Source organism: Pseudomonas sp. SAS7 (assembly GCF_052112345.1).
Classification (GTDB): Bacteria; Pseudomonadota; Gammaproteobacteria; order Pseudomonadales; family Pseudomonadaceae; genus Aquipseudomonas; species Aquipseudomonas putida_Q.
Map to the genome: position 1 here is coordinate 73,200 of NZ_JBEGGO010000010.1, position 13,847 is coordinate 87,046.

Annotated in this window: 11 protein-coding genes; 6 read left to right on the forward strand and 5 right to left on the reverse strand. The window is 62.8% G+C overall.

Annotated elements, in window-relative coordinates; genetic code table 11:
- Positions 1–36 precede the first annotated feature (36 nt).
- The 4 genes from leuA to ABI582_RS17310 all read right to left on the reverse strand — a co-directional run bounded on the left by leuA (position 37) and on the right by ABI582_RS17310 (position 5,431).
- A complete protein-coding gene (gene leuA / locus ABI582_RS17295) occupies positions 37–1,710 on the reverse strand; it encodes a 2-isopropylmalate synthase (RefSeq protein ID WP_442119798.1) in 1,674 nt (557 codons plus the stop codon).
- Between the two features lie 442 nt (positions 1,711–2,152).
- Positions 2,153–2,980 (reverse strand): peptidoglycan DD-metalloendopeptidase family protein, encoded by an 828-nt coding sequence (locus ABI582_RS17300; protein WP_442119799.1) that lies wholly within the window; start codon positions 2,978–2,980, stop codon positions 2,153–2,155.
- Positions 2,981–2,983: 3 nt separating this feature from the next.
- A complete protein-coding gene (xseA, locus tag ABI582_RS17305; RefSeq protein WP_258655447.1) occupies positions 2,984–4,363 on the reverse strand; it encodes an exodeoxyribonuclease VII large subunit in 1,380 nt (459 codons plus the stop codon).
- 189 nt (positions 4,364–4,552) lie between these two features.
- On the reverse strand, positions 4,553–5,431 hold the full coding sequence (locus ABI582_RS17310) for a LysR substrate-binding domain-containing protein (protein WP_442119800.1): 879 nt from the start codon (positions 5,429–5,431) through the stop codon (positions 4,553–4,555).
- Positions 5,432–5,528: 97 nt separating this feature from the next.
- Between ABI582_RS17310 and ABI582_RS17315 the strand changes: the two genes are divergently transcribed.
- The 6 genes from ABI582_RS17315 (at position 5,529) to tadA (ending at position 12,229) form a co-directional block, all read left to right on the forward strand.
- A complete protein-coding gene (locus tag ABI582_RS17315; RefSeq protein ID WP_338746230.1) occupies positions 5,529–6,284 on the forward strand; it encodes a sulfite exporter TauE/SafE family protein in 756 nt (251 codons plus the stop codon).
- Between the two features lie 47 nt (positions 6,285–6,331).
- Positions 6,332–6,889 carry a sugar ABC transporter ATPase gene (locus tag ABI582_RS17320; protein ID WP_442119801.1) on the forward strand — a complete coding sequence of 186 codons (558 nt, stop codon included), beginning with the start codon at positions 6,332–6,334 and terminating at the stop codon, positions 6,887–6,889.
- 86 nt (positions 6,890–6,975) lie between these two features.
- Positions 6,976–8,445, forward strand: coding sequence for an IMP dehydrogenase (gene guaB, locus ABI582_RS17325; protein WP_012270723.1), 1,470 nt, complete (start codon positions 6,976–6,978; stop codon positions 8,443–8,445).
- A 78-nt stretch (positions 8,446–8,523) separates the two neighbouring features.
- On the forward strand, positions 8,524–10,101 hold the full coding sequence (guaA, locus tag ABI582_RS17330; protein WP_442119802.1) for a glutamine-hydrolyzing GMP synthase: 1,578 nt from the start codon (positions 8,524–8,526) through the stop codon (positions 10,099–10,101).
- A gap of 266 nt (positions 10,102–10,367) precedes the next feature.
- Entirely contained in the window at positions 10,368–11,750 is a 1,383-nt protein-coding gene (locus ABI582_RS17335; protein WP_442119803.1) for a multicopper oxidase family protein, read from the forward strand.
- A complete protein-coding gene (gene tadA, locus ABI582_RS17340) occupies positions 11,750–12,229 on the forward strand; it encodes a tRNA adenosine(34) deaminase TadA (protein WP_338746233.1) in 480 nt (159 codons plus the stop codon). Before ABI582_RS17335 ends, tadA begins: the two co-directional genes overlap by 1 nt.
- Positions 12,230–12,374: 145 nt before the next feature.
- Here the strand turns inward: tadA and mltF are convergent, their stop codons facing one another.
- Positions 12,375–13,832, reverse strand: coding sequence for a membrane-bound lytic murein transglycosylase MltF (gene mltF, locus ABI582_RS17345; RefSeq protein WP_258655451.1), 1,458 nt, complete (start codon positions 13,830–13,832; stop codon positions 12,375–12,377).
- Positions 13,833–13,847 lie beyond the last annotated feature (15 nt).

Consider the following 13,847-nt stretch of genomic DNA (forward strand, 5'->3'; position numbering starts at 1 on the left):
TCAGAAGATGCGGGATTTTTTATTGCAGTTTTTGGCTCAGGCTGCCTTGGCATCCTGCTGGCTCAGCGAGCGGTTCAACGCACTGAACAGTGCTTTGAAGCTGGCCGTGGTGATGTTTTCATCGATGCCCACGCCATGCACCGGGCGGCCACCGGCCACGCGCAGTTCAATGTAAGCCGCCGCTCTGGCGTTGGTGCCCGCGCCAATGGCGTGCTCGTTATAGTCCATGATCTCCACCGCAATCGGCAGACCGGCTACCAGGGCTTCCAGGGCACCGTTGCCCTTGCCGCGCCAGTGCAGGGTGGTTTCGCCTTCACCAGCAACTTCCACTTCCACGGCGCTGTGGCCGTTTTCTTCCTGCAGGCGGTGGCTGACCAGTGCGTACGGCGCGTTGGCCTGCAGGTATTCCTTGTGCAGCAGGCTGTAGATCTGCTGGGCGGTCATTTCCAGGCCCAGGCGGTCGGTTTCACCCTGCACCACCTGGCTGAACTCGATCTGCATGCGGCGCGGCAGGCTGATGCCGTATTCCTGCTCGAGCAGGTAGGTGATGCCACCTTTGCCCGACTGGCTGTTGACGCGGATCACCGCCTCGTAGCTGCGGCCGATGTCGGCCGGGTCGATCGGCAGGTACGGCACTTCCCACAGTTCGCCTTCCTGCTGCTTGGCGAAGCCCTTGCGGATGGCATCCTGGTGCGAGCCGGAGAACGCGGTGTGGACCAGGTCGCCCACGTACGGGTGGCGTGGGTGCACCGGCAGCTGGTTGCACTCTTCGACCACTTTGCGCACGCCGTCGATGTCGGAGAAGTCCAGCAACGGGTCGATGCCCTGGGTGTAGAGGTTCAGTGCCAAGGTCACCAGGTCGACGTTGCCGGTCCGCTCTCCGTTGCCGAACAGGCAGCCTTCGGCGCGGTCGGCACCGGCCATCAGGCCCAGCTCGGTGGCGGCGATGCCAGTGCCACGGTCGTTGTGGCAATGCAGGCTGATGATCACGCTGTCGCGGCGGCTGACGTTGCGGCAGAACCACTCGATCTGGTCGGCGTAGATGTTTGGCGTGGACACTTCCACGGTGGCCGGCAGGTTGAGGATGATCTTGTGCTCAGGCGTCGGGTTCCACACCTCGATGACTGCGTCGCAGACTTCCTTGGCGAACTCCATTTCAGTCGCGCTGAAGGTTTCTGGCGAGTACTGGAAGGTCCACTGGGTTTCCGGCTGCTGGGCAGCGTACTTGACGAACAGTTTGGCCGCGTTCACCGCGATGTCCTTCACGCCTTGCTTGTCCTGGTTGAAGACAATGCGGCGGAACGACGGGCTGGTGGCGTTGTACAGGTGGACGATGGCCTTCTTCGCGCCGCGCAGCGATTCGAAGGTGCGTGCGATCAGGTCTTCACGGGCCTGGGTCAACACCTGGATGGTGGTGTCGTCCGGGATGTGGCCGTCTTCGATCAAGGTACGCACGAAGTCGAAATCGGTCTGCGAGGCAGACGGGAACGACGCTTCGATTTCCTTCACGCCCACCTGCACCAAGGTCTTCCAGAAGCGCAGTTTCTTCTCCGAATCCATCGGCTCGATCAGCGACTGGTTGCCATCACGCAAGTCGGAGCTGCACCAGATCGGCGCGGCGGTGATGGTCTTCGACGGCCAGGTACGGTCAGGCAGGTCGATGGTCGGGAAGGCGCGGTATTTCTTCGAAGGGTCTTTGAGCATGGACATGGAAGCAATCCTTTTGTGTGCGGCCGAGATCGGGCCTGCCGAGCAATAACGAGATGAAGAGGCGAGGCGACGCGATTCAGCCTGGTAGTCGGGCGCTGACCAGGCAGAGGCTGCGATGTTGTCGGAGCAGGATGAGGGTGCTGAAGGTTTTCATGCCTTCAACCCTAACCAGAGAGGTGAAGGATGGCAAGTGTTCAGGAAAAATTGAGAGGAATGCTTAAAAAAAGTTGATGAGCGAGATTTTATGGCTGTAATTGGCTGAGTGTTTCTTTATTTTTGCGCGGTATATTTCGATGGCGCAACCCAGTGGTATGGGTACTGACAGTGCTGGCCTGTTAGCGGGTAAACCCACTCCCACAGGGATCGCGCCGCATTTGAAAGCTGCGTCGTACCTGTGGGAGCGGGTTTACCCGCGAAGAGGCCAGCACAGGCAGCACAGGTCTCAGGGTTGAAACGCACCAATAAAGATCGCCGGGTCCACCCGCGCATCATTCAGGCTGATGTTCCAGTGCATGTGCGGCCCGGTTGCCCGCCCGGTCGAACCCACGCGCCCGACCACTTCGCCACGGCGCAGTGATTGCCCCACCTGCACATCAATCTTCGACATGTGGCAGAACATGCTGATAAAGCCCTGCCCATGGTCGACGAACACCGTGCGGCCATTGAAGAAGTAGTCCCCCACCAGAATCACCTTGCCATTGGCCGGTGTCTTGATCGGTGTGCCCGCCGGCACCGCGAAGTCCAGCCCGGCATGCGGGTTGCGCTCTTCACCGTTGAAGAAGCGGCGCACGCCGAATTTGCTCGACAACGGGCCGTTGACCGGCTTGTCGAGGATCAGGTTGCTCGGCAGGGTAGGGCTGAAGCTGCGGTAGGCCTTGATCTGCTCGGCCAGCTCGCGGTCGATGCGTTTGAGGTCGGCCGGATTCGGGTTCACCTGGCGCGTGTTCTTCAGGGTGATGCGCTGTTCGGGGTACTTCTTGCTCCCGACGCTGAAGGGCAGGGTGCGGCCGCCCTGGTTCAGCACGGCAGTACCCGGCTTCTGGGTCAGGGGGATGCCGACGATGGCCAGCCAGTTGTCCTGCTCCTTCACCACCAGCACCGGCTTGCCGTCGAAACGGGCGCTGGGCGCGCTGGTGGCGGGGCCCAGGTCAACCACCGCCACGCCACCCGGCACCGGCTTGTTCAGTGTGCGAGTGATAAAGCTGGCCTGGGCGCCGCTAGCCAGCAGCAGGAGGGAGAGGGCGAGCAGGGGCGCGAGCAGGCGGGGCATGTGTCAGTCCAGTAGTGAAAGAGTGACCGGGGTCAGGTGGTTGTCTTCGACCCGCACCTGCAGTTCGCCTTCGTTCAGGCGGGCGGTGAGGCGCTGGCCGTTGCGGGTCTGTTCGGCGCTGCGAATGGCCTGGCCCTGGTCGTCCAGCAGGATGCTGTAGCCGCGGGCGAGGGTGGCCAGCGGGCTGACAACTTGCAGGGTTTGCAGCTGGGCCTGGAAGCGTTGGCGACGGTCTTTCAACACATCGCGCATGGCACGTGGCAGGCGCTCGGCCAGGCTGTCGAGGCGTTGGCTCAGCAGTTTCAGGTTGCGTCCCGGGTGCTGCGCGGCCAGGCGGGTGTCCATGCGGGCCAGGCGCTCGCGGCGCTGGTTGAGGCTGAGCATGAAGGCGCGGCGCAGGCGCATGTCCAGGTCGTCCAGGCGCTGGGCTTGCTGACGCAGGCGCTCGCCCGGGTGACGCAGGCGCCGGGTCAGTGACTCCAGGCGCAGGCGGTCATGGGTCAGACGGTTCTGCATGCGCAGCAACAGGCGCCGTTGCAGGCCGTCCAGGCGTTGCTGCAAGCCACTGTTGTCGGGGGCCAGTAACTCGGCAGCGGCAGACGGCGTTGGGGCGCGTACGTCGGCGACGAAGTCGCTGATCGACACGTCGGTTTCATGGCCCACGGCGCTGACAATCGGGGTGACGCAGGCAGCCACGGCACGCGCCACGGCTTCTTCGTTGAAGCACCACAGGTCTTCCAGCGAACCACCACCCCGGGCCAGGATCAGCGCATCGAAACCAAGGCTGTCGGCCAGGCGAATGGCGCGCACGATCTGCGCGATGGCTTCGCGCCCCTGAACCGCCGTAGGGACCAGGTTCAGTTCCACCTGTGGGGCACGGCGGCCAAACACGCTGATGATGTCGCGGATCACAGCGCCGGTAGGCGAGCTGATGATGCCGATCCGTTGAGGATGGGCCGGTAGGGGCTTTTTGCGTTCAGCGCTGAACAGCCCCTCGGCACTGAGCTTTTCCTTCAGCGCCTCGAAGGCCAGGCGCAATGCGCCGTCACCGGCTGGCTCGACGGTGTCGAGAATCAGCTGGTAGTCGCCACGCCCTTCGAACAGCGAAACCTTGCCGCGTACCCGCACCGCCAGGCCGTCGCGCAGGGCCTGGCGCACCCGCGTGGCGTTTTGCCGGAACAGCGCGCAACGCACCTGGGCGCCGCTGTCCTTGAGGGTGAAGTACATGTGGCCGGATGCCGGGCGGGCAAGGTTGGAGATCTCGCCTTCCACCCAGACGCTGCGGAACACGTCTTCCAGCAGCACGCGGGCGCGGCCGTTGAGTTGGCTGACGGTGAGGACCTCACGGTCCAGGCCGAGTCGTTCGAAGGGGTCTTTGATCATGGCAGGCATCATAAAGGACATCGGCCCCGGTTGTCTGTCCCGGCCCTGTCATCAGGCTTGTCGCGGTCCCTGTAGGAGCAGCCTTGTGCTGCGAAGCGGCCGGTAGGGCTAATGATCATCTTCGGCTGCAATGGCCTCTTCGCAGCACAAGGCTGCTCCTACCGGGTGATGCGGTTGCTTCCACAAGTCTCAGTCCTGCATGGCTGTTACGAATTGCCTGGCCAACTGCCCCGCATCACGGCGACAGGCCAGCGCCACTGTGCTCTGGCAATCACCTTCCAGCGCCACGAAGCTGACTGACGCCGGCGCAATCTCGCGCATGCACTGCGGCAACAGCGCTACCCCGAACCCCGCCTGAATCAGCTGCAACTGCGTGGTCTTGCGCGACAGCACCTGCGCAGCTTGCGGGAAAAAGCCTGCTTCCATGCACAGCGAAGCCGACAGGTAACTCAGCCCGCCACGGTCCCGGTGCGGGATGGAAATAAAGCGTTCTTCCCTCAACTGCTCCAGTTTCACCCGTGGCGCGCTAGTGAGGGGGTGCCCGGCAGCAACCGCCAGCAACAAGGGCTCGCTGAACAGGTCATGCAGCACCACACCTTCATGCTGGCGCAGCACCGGCAAGCGCAGCATGCCGATATCCAGCCGCCCGGCAGCAATATCTTCCAGTTGTGCCTCCGAAGACTGCTGGGCGATCTCCAGCGAAACCCCCGGGTTGTCTTTCAGGTAGTTGCCCAGGCGAGCCAGCAGTACGCCGGTCAGCGGCACAGTACTGGAATGATTCAGGCGCAGGCTGCCCTGCAACCCCTCCCCAATGTCGCGCGTTACGCGCTCAGCTTGCGCCAGGTCGGCCAGCAAGCGGCGTGCCCGTTCCAGAAAGGCCTGGCCGGCCAGCGTCAGGCGTGGCAGGCGCGCGGTGCGCTCGAACAGCGGCGTGCCCAGTTGCTGCTCCAGCTCCTTGATCTGCCGACTAAGCGCCGACTGGGCGATGTACAGCCGTTCGGCGGCAGCGCTGAAACTGCCGCACTCGGCGATTTCCACGAAATAACGCAACTGGCGGATCGACGTCATGTCATGCCTTTTCGAGATGGCTTTAGCGATAAAGGCATATTAGTCGGCATGGCTCATCGCTGGCTAACCTTGGGCTGTCTTCCCAGGAATTGCTGCCATGCTTGCCCAACTGTCGTTTTCCGGCCTTGACTGGTTACCCATCCTGCTAGGTGTCGGTGTTGCCTACATCGTCTTTGGTATTGCCGGTTTCGGTACCGCGCTGGTGGCCGGGCCGGTACTGATACATTTCATGCCGTTGTCACGCATCATCCCGCTGCTGGTGTTGCTGGACTTTGTTGCCGCGTTCGGCAACCTGCTGCCGTCGCGCCGGGATGTGGTGCGCAGCGAGTTGCTGCGGCTGTTGCCGTTCATGGCCCTGGGCTGCACGTTGGGCGTGGTGTTCCTGCTGCAACTGAAGTCCGACCTTTTGCTGCTGTTGATGGGGGTGTTCGTGACCGCCTATGCGTTCTACGGGCTGGCAGTGAAAGTGCGGCCCGCCAGCCTGTCGGGCTTGTGGGCGGTGCCGATGGGTACGGCTGGCGGGTTGTTCGGCGCGCTGTTCGGCAGCGGCGGGTTTCTTTATGCCCTTTACCTTAGCGCACGGCTGGAAGTGAAGGAGCAGGTACGCGCCACCCAGAGCGCGCTGATCAGTTGCAGCACGGTCGTACGCCTGACGCTGTTCCTGATCGCCGGTGTGTATGCCGACCAAAGCCTGCTGCTGCTCGCCGCCTGCTTGCTGCCAGTCATGTTCGTCGGCCTCTGGGTAGGGCGCCGGCTGACCAACCGGCTGTCGCGTGAAGCCTTTGTTCGCCTGGTCACCTGGCTGGTGCTGGCCAGCGGCCTGGCGTTGATCGGTCGCTACCTGAGCGCCTGAGCGGTAGAATTGCGCCATTACCGGCGTTTTTCAGGCTTGTCCCGTTCATGAACACCCAGAGCATCATCGTTCCCAAGCTGTCCACTGTCCCGGCGCATGAAGCCCGCGCTCGCGCCATCCTGCGCTGGCTGGTGCGCGAAAAGGTCGTCGAAGAACAGCTGACTACCTGTGGCCGCACCGGCAACCGTATGGGCCATGCCCTGGCTGCAGGGGCGCGCAAGGTGGCCCTCCATCCGGAAAAACTGCCCTTCGACCAGCAGGTAAACGGCATGGAGGTGGTGCTCAAGCGCTGCATCTATACCCCCACCGAAGGTTTTCTCGAAGAAGCCGGTTGCCCGGAGTGCCGGCGCGAGGTGGGCGAGCCGCTGTTCGAAAGCCTGGAAGAGTGGACGCCGGCGGTGACCGACAACTTCACCTGCCCGCTGTGCGGCTTTGAAGATGACATCAATGGCTTCATTTATCTGCAGCCATGTGCCTTTTCCAACCTGGGGTACATCTTCAACAACTGGGGCGAGGCCGGGTTCACCCAGGCCTTTCTCGACAGCTTTGCCGACTGGCTCGATCAGCCGGTGGCCGTGGTGCAGGTAAAAGTGCCACAAGGCTGACCGAAGGCCCTTATTTTGCATTGAGCGGCGCGCCCTGCATGAGTATAATGGCGCGCTTCCATTTTTCCCGCCCGGGAGCCCCCGCGATGCTGCGTATCAGCCAAGAAGCCCTGACCTTCGACGATATCCTCCTTGTACCTGGCTACTCTGAGGTACTGCCCAATGAAGTCAGTCTCAAGACCCGTTTGACCCGTGGCATCGAGCTGAACATTCCGCTGGTTTCCGCCGCCATGGATACCGTGACCGAAGCACGTCTGGCCATTGCCATGGCCCAGGAAGGCGGCATCGGCATCATCCACAAGAACATGACCATCGAACAGCAGGCCGGCGAAGTGCGCAAGGTCAAGAAGTTCGAGGCTGGCGTGGTCAAGGACCCGATCACCATCGAAGCCGACGCCACCGTACGTGACCTGTTCGACCTGACCCGCCTGAACAACATCTCTGGTGTTCCGGTGCTGGCGAACGGCGACCTGGTCGGTATCGTCACCTCCCGTGACGTACGCTTCGAAACCCGCCTGGACGCCAAGGTCCGCGACGTAATGACCCCCAAAGAGCGTCTGGTCACCGTCCGCGAAGGCGCCGACAAGAACGAAGTCCGCGAGCTGCTGCACAAGCACCGCCTGGAAAAAGTCCTGATCGTCGACGACAAGTTCAACCTCAAGGGCATGATGACCGTCAAGGACATCGAAAAAGCCAAGGCCTACCCGCTGGCCAGCAAGGACGACCAAGGTCGCCTGCGCGTTGGCGCTGCGGTCGGCACCGGCAAGGACACCGGCGAGCGCGTTGCCGCCCTGGTTGCCGCTGGCGTTGACGTGGTGGTTGTCGACACTGCCCACGGTCACTCCAAAGGCGTGATCGACCGCGTTCGCTGGGTTAAAGAAACCTACCCGCAAGTGCAGGTGATCGGCGGCAACATCGCCACCGGCGCCGCAGCCAAGGCTTTGGCCGAAGCTGGCGCTGACGCCGTCAAGGTCGGTATCGGCCCGGGCTCCATCTGCACCACCCGTATCGTTGCCGGTGTCGGCGTGCCGCAAATCAGCGCCATCGCCAACGTCGCCGCCGCACTGGAAGGCACTGGCGTGCCACTGATCGCCGACGGCGGTATCCGCTTCTCCGGTGACCTGTCCAAGGCCATCGTTGCCGGTGCTTCCTGCGTGATGATGGGTTCGATGTTCGCCGGTACCGAAGAGGCCCCGGGTGAAGTCGAACTGTTCCAGGGCCGTTCCTACAAGGCCTACCGCGGCATGGGCTCGCTGGGTGCCATGGCACAGGCGCAAGGCTCGTCCGACCGTTACTTCCAGGACTCCTCGGCCGGCGCCGAGAAGCTTGTTCCTGAGGGGATCGAAGGCCGCGTGCCTTACAAGGGCGCCCTGGCCGCGATCATCCACCAGCTGATGGGCGGCCTGCGTTCGTCCATGGGCTACACCGGCAGCGCAACCATCGAAGAGATGCGCACCAAGCCGGAATTTGTACGCATCACCGGTGCCGGCATGGCCGAGTCCCACGTGCATGATGTGCAAATCACCAAAGAAGCCCCTAACTACCGCGTAGGCTGAGGCTTCCAGCAATATAAGGATGCGGGGCTGTCACGACAGCCCCGCGTCGTTTCCGATTTCCACTGACGAGATTGAGTCATGGCCCTCGACATTCACGCTCACCGCATCCTGATCCTCGATTTCGGTTCCCAGTACACCCAGCTGATTGCCCGCCGCGTGCGCGAAATCGGCGTGTACTGCGAACTGCACCCGTTCGACATGGACGATGAAGCGATCCGCGAATTCAACCCGCGCGGCATCATCCTCGCTGGCGGCCCCGAGTCGGTCCACGAAGCCAACAGCCCGCGCGCCCCGCAGGCCGTGTTTGATCTGAACGTACCGGTGCTGGGCATCTGCTACGGCATGCAGACCATGGCCGAACAGATGGGCGGCAAGGTCGAAGGTTCCGAGCTGCGTGAGTTCGGTTATGCCCGCGTGGACGTGGTCGGCAAGAGCCGCCTGCTCGACGGCATCGAAGACCACGTTGACGCCGACGGCGTGCTGGGCCTGGATGTGTGGATGAGCCACGGTGACAAGGTCACCCAGATGCCGGGCAACTTCCATGTACTGGCCAGCACCCCGAGCTGCCCGATCGCCGGCATGTTCGACGATACTCGCGGCTACTATGGCGTGCAGTTCCACCCTGAAGTGACCCACACCAAGCAGGGCGGTCGCATCCTGTCCCGTTTCGTGCAGGACATCTGCGGCTGTGAAGCCCTGTGGACCGCCTCCAACATCGTTGAAGACGCCATCGCCCAGGTGCGTGCGCAAGTCGGTACGGCCAACGTCCTGCTGGGCCTGTCTGGCGGCGTGGACAGCTCGGTGGTTGCCGCGCTGCTGCACCGCGCCATCGGCGACCAGCTGACCTGCGTCTTCGTCGACAACGGCCTGCTGCGCCTGCATGAAGGCGACCAGGTGATGGCCATGTTCAAAGAGAACATGGGCGTCAAGGTGATCCGCGCCGACGCTGAAAAGCAGTTCCTCGACAACCTGGAAGGCGAAGCCGACCCGGAGAAGAAGCGCAAGATCATCGGCCGCACCTTCATCGACATCTTCGACGCCGAAGCCAGCAAGCTGGATAACATCCAGTTCCTCGCCCAGGGCACCATCTACCCGGACGTGATCGAGTCGGCTGGCGCCAAGAGCGGCAAGGCTCACGTGATCAAGTCGCACCACAACGTCGGTGGCCTGCCGGAGGAAATGAACCTCAAGCTGGTCGAGCCGCTGCGTGAACTGTTCAAGGACGAAGTGCGCAAGATCGGCCTGGAACTGGGCCTGCCGTACGACATGGTCTACCGCCACCCGTTCCCGGGCCCGGGCCTGGGCGTGCGTATCCTCGGTGAAGTGAAGAAGGAATACGCCGACATCCTGCGTCGCGCCGACCACATCTTCATCGAAGAACTGCGCAAGGCCGACTGGTACCACAAGACCAGCCAGGCGTTCGTGGTGTTCCAGCCGGTCAAGTCGGTTGGCGTCGTTGGCGACGGCCGTCGCTACGCTTGGGTCGTTGCCCTGCGTGCCGTCGAGACCGTGGACTTCATGACCGCGCGTTGGGCACACCTGCCATACGAGCTGCTGGAAACCGTCAGCGGCCGTATCATCAACGAAATCGAAGGCATCTCGCGCGTTACCTACGACGTGTCGAGCAAGCCGCCGGCCACTATCGAGTGGGAATAAGTTGAGCCACAAGGGCGCCGCAAGGCGCCCTTGTTGTATCTGTCGCCTGTCCCGGCCCATTCGCGGGTAAACCCGCTCCCACAAAGTCCTGCACAAGCCCCAATAACTGTGCGGTCCCTGTGGGAGCGGGTTCACCCGCGAAGAGGCCAGCCCAGGCAAAACAAGACTTCACTTAATCTTTCCCATTTGCAGGTGTATCGTATTCGCCCTTCATCGCCAGCCACTGCTGGCAGCTTGATTGCGCAGAACACGAGGTACCCGCACCGATGTCCTTCACCCGTCGACAAATGCTCAAGGGCCTCACCGGCCTGGTTGTGGTTGGCCTGGGCGCCGGTGGCGCGGCGCGTTACTGGCTGGGCAAGGTCGAAGACGACAACGCCGGGCATGACTACGAGCTGATCGCCGCGCCCTTGGACGTCGAACTGGTGCCGGGCTTCAAGACCGAGGCCTGGGCGTTCGGCCCATCGGCCCCGGGCACCGAGTTGCGCGTGCGCCAGGGCACCTGGTTGCGGGTACGCTTCATCAACCACCTGCCGGTGGAAACCACCATCCACTGGCATGGCATTCGCCTGCCGCTGGAAATGGACGGCGTGCCCTATGTCTCGCAACTGCCGGTCAAGCCTGGCGAGTACTTCGACTACAAGTTCCGCGTGCCGGACGCCGGCAGCTACTGGTACCACCCGCATGTCAGCAGCTCCGAAGAGCTGGGGCGCGGCCTGGTCGGCCCGTTGATCGTTGAGGAGCGCGAGCCTACAGGGTTCCAGCACGAGCGCACGTTGAGCCTGAAGAACTGGCATGTGGACGAGCAGGGGGCCTGGCTGCCTTTCAGCATCCCTCGCGAGGCGGCGCGCAACGGCACCGCCGGGCGCTTGATCACCATCAATGGTCAGGCCGGCTCCGTCACCGAGCTGCCTGCTGGCCAAGTGGTGCGGGTGCGCCTGCTGAACCTGGACAACACCTGGACGTACCGCCTGAACCTCAAGGGTAACTGCGAGGCGAAAATCTATGCCCTCGACGGTAATCCGGTGACCCCGCGACCACTGGAGGACGAGTACTGGCTCGGCCCTGGCATGCGCATCTGCCTCGCTATCCGTATTCCCGAGGCAGGCGAGGAGATCTCCCTGCGCGATGGTTTCGTGCGCCTGGGTACCCTGCGTTCGGTGGCCAGCAATGACGCGCCGAGTGACTGGCCGCCAGCGCTGCCGGCCAACCCGATCGCGGAGCCGGACCTGGAGAATGCCGAAAAGCTCAACTTCAATTTCGAGTGGGCGGCCGGCGTCTCTGTTACCCCCGACCCGAACAAACCGTCGAGCATGTGGCAGATCAACGGACAGGCCTGGGATATCACCGACAAGACCTGCGCCGACCGCCCCATCGCCACGTTGAAAAAGGGCCAGAGCTACATCTTCGAGCTGAAGAACATGACCCAGTACCAGCACCCGATCCACCTGCACGGCATGAGCTTCAAGGTGATCGGCTCCAACCGTCACGACATCAAGGAGCCGTGGTTCACCGACACCTACCTGCTGGGCAAGAACGAGCGCGCACAGGTGGCACTGGTGGCGGATAACCCGGGCACCTGGATGTTCCATTGCCACGTCATCGACCACATGGAAACCGGCCTGATGGCCGCGATTGCGGTGGTCTGATGCGCCCTCAGATCATCGATCGCAGCCGTGATCAGGAATTCATGCGGCTGGCCCTGGCCCTGGCCGCCGAAGGTGCGGCGCTGGGCGAGGTGCCCGTGGGGGCGGTGCTGGTGCAGCATGGGCAGGTGATCGGCCAGGGCTTCAACCGGCCGATCATCGACAGCGACCCCAGTGCGCATGCCGAGATGGTGGCCATCCGTGCAGCGGCGAAATCGGCCAGCAATTACCGCCTGCCCGGCAGCACCCTGTACGTGACCCTGGAACCGTGCAGCATGTGTGCGGGGCTGATTGTGCACTCGCGGGTGATGCGCGTGGTATTTGGTGCGCTCGAGCCCAAGGCAGGCATTGTGCAGAGCCAGGGGCAGTTCTTCAGCCAGGGGTTCCTCAACCACAGGGTGATGGTGGAGGGCGGGGTGTTGGCGCAGGAGTGCGGGCAGATCCTCAGCGACTTCTTCAGGGCCCGCCGGGCCAAGGCTTAGCGCTCCAGAGAGGCGCAGTTCCTGTAGGAGCAGCCTTGTGCTGCGAAGAGGCCCGCATGGCAATAGATTCTTTGTGGCTATACCGGCCTCTTCGCAGCGCAAGGCTGCTCCTACAGGAAATCTATTGGCCTGAGGGCGGTGGTGCCTACATCGGCGGCGACTGATCCGCTGGCTTGTCCTTGTTCACCCCAGGCACATGCAGGTTGCCTTCGGCCACCTGGCCTTCGAGCTGCGGCTGGGTCACCCAGGTAAGGATGTCGTAGTAACGACGGATGTTGGCCACGAAGTGCACCGGCTCGCCACCACGGGCATAACCGTACTTGGTCTGCCGGTACCACTGCTTTTGCGACAGGCGCGGCAGCATTTTCTTCACGTCCAGCCACTTGTTCGGGTTGAGCTTCTCGCGCTTGGCTAGGGTACGGGCGTCTTCCAAGTGGCCGCCGCCGACGTTATAGGCAGCCAGGGCGAACCAGGTGCGGTCTGGCTCCTTGATGCTGTCGTCCAGCTCGGCCTTGATCTTCATGAAGTATTTGGCACCACCCTGGATGCTCTGCTTCGGGTCCAGCCGGTTGGACACACCCATGGCCTGGGCGGTGCGCTGGGTCAGCATCATCAGGCCGCGAACACCGGTCTTGGAGGTGACCTCTGGCTGCCACATCGATTCCTGGTAGCCGATGGCAGCCAGCAGGCGCCAGTCCACCTGCTCGACCTTGGCGTAGCTCTTGAAGTGCTTTTCGTACTTGGGCAGGCGCTGCTGCAGGTGCTGGGCGAAGGTGTAGGCACCCACATAACCCAATACGTCGACATGGCCGTAATAGCGGTCTTTCAGGCGTTGCAGCGTGCCGTTCTTCTGCGCCTTGTCGAGAAATTCGTTGATTTCGTTGAGCAGGCTGTTGTCTTCGCCCGCTGCCACTGCCCAGCGCTGGTCGCGGGTGTCGCCCACGTCAAAGGCAACCCGTACGTTGGGGAAGTACACCTGGTTCATCGCCAGCTCGTTGGAGTCGACCAGGGTCAGGTCGATCTGCCCTTCGTCGACCATGCGCAACAGGTCGACCACCTCCACGGCATCCGACTCTTCATATTCCAGGCCGGGGTTCTGTTTTTTCAGCTCGGCCAGCAGGTCGGCATGGCTGCTGCCTTTGAGCACCATGATTTTCTTGCCGACCAGGCCCTTGGCGTTGGTCGGGCGCGGGCGGCCGTTGCGGTAGATGACCTGCGGGGTCACTTCCAGGTACGGGTGCGAGAATTTCGCCTGGGCCGCGCGCCGCTCGCTGCTGACCAGGCCGGCTGCTGCCAATACCGGGCCGGAGGGTTTGCCGAGGTCGTCGAACAGCTCATCGAGGTTGTCGGCAGTCTCGATCTCCAGCTTCACACCGAGATCGTCGGCGAAATGCTTGACCAGCTCGTACTCGAAACCGGTTTCGCCGTTGCGATCCTGGAAGTAGGTGGCCGGGCTGTTGCGGGTGATCACGCGCAGCACGCCATCCTCCTTCACGCGCTCGAGGGTGCTGGGTTTTTCAACGCAGGCACCGAGCAGCAGAAAGAGTCCGGTTGCGAAAAGCCATTTGGCGCAACGCTGGCGCAAAGCAGTGTGGGCGAACATAGGTTGCAGTATACG

Excerpts from the sequence above, each read along its gene's own strand:
- guaB (WP_012270723.1), top strand. The coding sequence starts at position 6,976 with ATGCTGCGTATCAGCCAAGAAGCCCTGACCTTCGACGATATCCTCCTT.
- leuA (WP_442119798.1), bottom strand. The coding sequence starts at position 1,710 with ATGTCCATGCTCAAAGACCCTTCGAAGAAATACCGCGCCTTCCCGACC.
- ABI582_RS17335 (WP_442119803.1), top strand. The coding sequence starts at position 10,368 with ATGTCCTTCACCCGTCGACAAATGCTCAAGGGCCTCACCGGCCTGGTT.
- ABI582_RS17320 (WP_442119801.1), top strand. The coding sequence starts at position 6,332 with ATGAACACCCAGAGCATCATCGTTCCCAAGCTGTCCACTGTCCCGGCG.
- guaA (WP_442119802.1), top strand. The coding sequence starts at position 8,524 with ATGGCCCTCGACATTCACGCTCACCGCATCCTGATCCTCGATTTCGGT.
- mltF (WP_258655451.1), bottom strand. The coding sequence starts at position 13,832 with ATGTTCGCCCACACTGCTTTGCGCCAGCGTTGCGCCAAATGGCTTTTC.
- ABI582_RS17310 (WP_442119800.1), bottom strand. The coding sequence starts at position 5,431 with ATGACGTCGATCCGCCAGTTGCGTTATTTCGTGGAAATCGCCGAGTGC.
- ABI582_RS17315 (WP_338746230.1), top strand. The coding sequence starts at position 5,529 with ATGCTTGCCCAACTGTCGTTTTCCGGCCTTGACTGGTTACCCATCCTG.
- xseA (WP_258655447.1), bottom strand. The coding sequence starts at position 4,363 with ATGATCAAAGACCCCTTCGAACGACTCGGCCTGGACCGTGAGGTCCTC.
- ABI582_RS17300 (WP_442119799.1), bottom strand. The coding sequence starts at position 2,980 with ATGCCCCGCCTGCTCGCGCCCCTGCTCGCCCTCTCCCTCCTGCTGCTG.
- tadA (WP_338746233.1), top strand. The coding sequence starts at position 11,750 with ATGCGCCCTCAGATCATCGATCGCAGCCGTGATCAGGAATTCATGCGG.